The sequence below is a fragment of the Parvibaculum sp. genome (genome assembly GCF_049672805.1).
In the GTDB taxonomy this organism is placed as follows: Bacteria; Pseudomonadota; Alphaproteobacteria; order Parvibaculales; family Parvibaculaceae; genus Parvibaculum.
In genome coordinates this window covers 1-4159 of the sequence record NZ_JBATWS010000086.1, presented here as the reverse complement: position 1 = coordinate 4159, position 4159 = coordinate 1, and the positions used below count along the sequence as shown (strand labels likewise).

The following is a 4159-nucleotide window of genomic DNA, read 5'->3' as shown; positions in this document are numbered from 1 at the left end:
CCCGCACGATGCCGACCATGCGCTTTTCATCGACCGAGTGATAGAAGAAGCCGAGGTCGCCTTTCTTCATCGCCTTCATATTGTTGTTCGCCTGGTAATTGCGAACACCATTCCATGGCTCACCCTTCGCGCCCTTTTTCTTCTGGTCTTCCCACGACCAGGTGGAAGGTTCCGATTTGAAAAGCCAGTAAGCCATTTCGTACATCACTCCTTCGGGCCGAGCAGCCATTTCCACGGGCGGATTTCAGTGTGTGCGAAAAGGCCCGCCTTGTTGTAGGGATCATCCGCAAGCAGATTTTCTGCCGTGGCGCGGTCTGCCACATCAATCACCAGCAGGGAGCCGTTCATCACGCTCTGGTCGTCATTGGTGAAAGGTCCGCCAATCTTCACGCATCCCGCTTCGCCCCAATATTTCAGGTGAGCGTCACGATTGGCGAGGCGCAGCTCGAGGGCATTCGGCTTGTCGGTGCAGATGAGGCAGAAAAGCATGGCGGGAAATCCGTTCTCTTGATCAGGCTTCGGCCCGGAAGGGGCGGGCGAGCAGGGAGGCAATCGCCTCATCAACATTGAGGCGGGAGGTGACGATATCGGCCACCGCTTCGGCAATAGGCATTTCTATATCGTATTTGCGGGCAAGCGCCACGACGGCGGTCGCGGAATGTACGCCTTCGCTCACCGAATTGCGTTCTCCCATGATCTCGGCAAGCGACCTGCCTTGTCCGAGTGCGAGGCCGAGCGACATGTTGCGCGACTGCGGCGAGTTGCAGGTGAGGACGAGATCACCAAGGCCCGAAAGGCCGGCGAGTGTTTCCATGCGCGCACCGAGCGCAAGACCGAGCCGCGTCAGTTCCGCAAAGCCGCGCGTGGTGAGGGCCGCGCGCGCGGAAGCGCCGAACTGTTTTCCCTCGACGATGCCACAGGCAATGGCGAGCACATTCTTTACCGCGCCGCCAACTTCCGCACCGATGAGGTCGGAAGAATAATAGGGGCGGAAGGCGGGCAAGCCGATCGCATGGGCAAGGGCTTCCGCGACCGTTTCATCTTCGCAGGCAAGTGTCACGGCAGTTGGCAGTCCGCGCGCGACTTCCGCGGCAAAGCTCGGGCCGGAGAGAACGGCGGGCAGGGCATCGGGCATGGCTTCTGCCAGCACTTCGGTCAGCAGCGCATTCGTTCCCTGTTCCACACCCTTGGCGCAAAGCACGACGGGCGTTCCCCTTGCGACATGGGGCGCGAGCTGCGCAAGCGTTGCGCGCAGATGCTGGGCAGGCGTCACCATCAGGATTGCATCGGCAGAGGCAGCGGCGGCGAGATCGGATGTCGCGCGAATCTCCGGCGACAGGGCGATGCCGGGCAGGAAGGTGCTGTTCTCGTGCGCGATGTTGATGCTTTCCACCACGTCCGCCTCGCGCGCCCAGAGCGTGACCTTGCGGCCCGCTTTTGCGGCAACTTGTGCGAGCGCCGTGCCCCAGGCGCCGGCCCCCACCACCGAAATCGTTTCATATGTCGCGCTCAACGGGGCTCCTCACTCGGCTCGGAAAAATGCTGCAACTGCTAACGATTGAACGATTCGTTGAATATTTACTCGATCGCACTAAAATTATCTCTATGGCTACACAAGACGATACGCATCAGAAAATCATCGCAGCCGCAAAACGGCGCTTCACCCGTTACGGTTACACCAAGACCACCATGGCGGAGCTTGCGGTCGATTGCGACATGTCGCCGGGCAATCTTTACCGCTATTTCGCAGGAAAGCTCGATATTGCGGAGGAAATCTGCCGTCAGGCCTCGATGCAGACGTCAGAGGATCTCGCCCGTGTGCTCACACAGCCGGGCCGTACCGCTGCCGAGCGGCTGCATGATTTCCTCTTCATGGATTTGCGGGAAACCTTCCACAAGCTGGAGCAGGACCCGAAAATCGTGGAAATGGCGCAGATCGTCACCGCCGAGCGGCCTGAATTCCATAATGAAGGGCTGAAGCGCGAGCGCGAGGTGCTGGTGAGCATCATTGAGCTTGGCAACATGTCTGGCGAGTTCAATGTGCTCGACCCGGAATTCGCCAGCGAGATGATTCAGGCGGCAACGCTGAAATTCTCCTCTCCGCAGCTTTTCACGCGACTGACCCTGCCCAAGCTCGAGCGCGAGCTTGAAGGCGTCTATCAGATCATCGTCGCCGGCCTGCGCGCGGGCTGTGCCTGCATGGACCCTGAAAAGCAGCCCCAGGCCGCCGAGGCCTGAGCGATTGGCGGCGGTTCCGGTTCAGGTCGGGTGCGACGGGAACCGCGCTCAAATTCACTTTCAGCGCCTTCAATACGCCAAACAGCGTGGACAATTTGGGATCGCCTGCCGGGCTGAATGCCTTGTAGAGCGCTTCTCTCGTCACGCCTGCTTTGCGGGTGACCTGTGACGCGCCCCTGACGCGCGCGATGATGCCGGGCGCGGAATTAGGGTGCCCAGCCTCGAATCATTCCGGAGTTCTCCACAGGCTTTTGTTTTTGCCGCGATGCACTATCTATCCGGCAAGAGCGGCTGATCGCGCAACTCACTGATTTTACCTATGTTTACAGTGCAATCACAGTGTTATGTGTTGCATTGCAGCAACATAAATCGTGAACGTTGAACATTTTTTGTTTTGTTCATTGTTTTGCCGCAAAGGATGTCTAAATCAAGCTCGTCAGCGGGACGACCCGGAAAGCAGCCCGCTGAAAACATGCAGGAGACACATCATGATCCGTTTGAATTCCCGTCTGACCAACCGCGTCGTCACCATCGCGCTCGCAGGCTATTCGCTGGCCTTTCTCGCGCAGGTCGTTTCCCAGTACGCGGCGTAAAGCCGGGCGGCAACGCCCGGCATACGGCCCCGGCTTTATAAAGCCGTGCCTCTCAACGCCGCCTTTTGAGAAGGAAGATCGAGATGACGCTGAACCCGAAGAAAGCCGCTCTCGTGGAGCGCGTCACCGCCAAAGCCGTTGCCGCACTGCTCGGAGCCTATGCCCTGGGACTTGTGATCTACACGTTCGCTCTGCTCACGCAGAGTTCCGCTGTTAACCCCTTTATCGTCTGATCGACGATCTGACCGTTGGATTCATGACTTCCCCGTCCGGACTCCCATCCCTCCCCTCAGGAGTCCGGGACCCGACGCCCTCCTCACGCAAGAGGGCTGCTTGACCCCGCCGCTTCCCCCGCGGCGGGGTTCTTTTTTGAGCAGGAAACGCGCAGCGTCAGGCGATGCGGAGGTGCTGTTTTGCAAAGCGGGCGATGTGGTCAATCGCCTCGCGGCCTTCGGGCAGCATGTCGGCGTTGAGCTGCCAGACATGCCAGACCTTCGGCCAGACCTCGAGCACGGTTTCGGTGCCCGCCGCCTTCAGCGAGGCGGCCATGCGGGTTGAATCGTCCCGCAGCATTTCTGTCTCGCCCACCTGAAAAAATACGGGTGGGAAGCCGCTCACATCGCCAAAAAGCGGTGAGAGGAAGGGATTGCGGTCATCGTCATCGCCGTAATAGGCAGGCTTCAGACTGTCGAACATCTCCGAGACGAAAAGCGAATCAGCTTCCGCATTTTCATGGCGCGAGGCGCCGCTGCCCGTCATGTCCGTTGCAGGCGAAAGGCAGACCAGTGCCGCGGGAAGGGGCACGCCCTCTGCCTTGAGGCGGAGGGCGAGCGCAAGCGTCAGATTTCCGCCCGCCGAATCACCGCCGACAATGATGGAGGAAGGGGCAATGCCCTTCTCAAGCAGGCCGCGATAGGCGGCGACGCAATCATCAAGCCCGGCGGGAAAGCGATGTTCGGGCGCAAGGCGGTAATCGACCGAATAGACCGGCACACCGACCTGCCTTGCAAGGCGCGAGGTGAGCGGGCGATGCGTGCGGGGCGAACCTGCAACGAAGCCGCCGCCATGAATATAGAAGAAGGCGCGGCTCTCATCCGTGCCCGGTGCCGTCAGCTTTTCTGTGAGCACGCCGCCAAGGGTGATGTCTTCGACTTTAATGTCGGCGGGCAGGCGCGCATTGCGGGCTTCCATCTGCTGCATCAGCGGACGCAGCAGATTCACATCCGGGTTCTTGCGGAAGCGGCGCTTCACCTGCCAGCGCAGCAGAAGATTGAGGAGGGAAAGCTGAAGGCTCATTTGCGTCTGCGTCCTTATTCTATGCCTTGACG

The 4159-nt window shown here is 59.9% G+C and carries 7 protein-coding genes; 2 read left to right on the top strand and 5 right to left on the bottom strand.

What is annotated here, in order from left to right; all coding sequences use genetic code 11:
• From WBF74_RS02765 to WBF74_RS02755, 3 genes are all read right to left on the bottom strand, one after another.
• Nucleotides 1-196: EVE domain-containing protein (locus tag WBF74_RS02765; protein WP_424434827.1), on the bottom strand; the 196-nt coding region annotated here is incomplete at its 3' end.
• A gap of 8 nt (nucleotides 197-204) precedes the next feature.
• A complete protein-coding gene (locus WBF74_RS02760; RefSeq protein ID WP_424434824.1) occupies nucleotides 205-489 on the bottom strand; it encodes a YciI family protein in 285 nt (94 codons plus the stop codon).
• Nucleotides 490-511: 22 nt separating this feature from the next.
• Entirely contained in the window at nucleotides 512-1513 is a 1002-nt protein-coding gene (locus WBF74_RS02755) for an NAD(P)H-dependent glycerol-3-phosphate dehydrogenase (RefSeq protein WP_424434821.1), read from the bottom strand.
• A gap of 92 nt (nucleotides 1514-1605) precedes the next feature.
• Between WBF74_RS02755 and WBF74_RS02750 the strand changes: the two genes are divergently transcribed.
• Entirely contained in the window at nucleotides 1606-2238 is a 633-nt protein-coding gene (locus WBF74_RS02750) for a TetR family transcriptional regulator (RefSeq protein ID WP_424434818.1), read from the top strand.
• Here WBF74_RS02750 and WBF74_RS02745 read toward each other — a convergent pair.
• Nucleotides 2165-2431 (bottom strand): addiction module antidote protein, encoded by a 267-nt coding sequence (locus WBF74_RS02745; protein WP_424434830.1) that lies wholly within the window; start codon nucleotides 2429-2431, stop codon nucleotides 2165-2167. The genes WBF74_RS02750 and WBF74_RS02745 overlap by 74 nt on opposite strands.
• Nucleotides 2432-2914: 483 nt before the next feature.
• On the opposite strand from WBF74_RS02745, the gene WBF74_RS02740 reads away from it, so the two are divergent.
• On the top strand, nucleotides 2915-3064 hold the full coding sequence (locus WBF74_RS02740) for a hypothetical protein (RefSeq protein WP_424434815.1): 150 nt from the start codon (nucleotides 2915-2917) through the stop codon (nucleotides 3062-3064).
• A 157-nt stretch (nucleotides 3065-3221) separates the two neighbouring features.
• On the opposite strand, the gene WBF74_RS02735 is transcribed toward WBF74_RS02740, so the two are convergent.
• Nucleotides 3222-4159: alpha/beta hydrolase (locus WBF74_RS02735; protein ID WP_424434812.1), on the bottom strand; the 938-nt coding region annotated here is incomplete at its 5' end.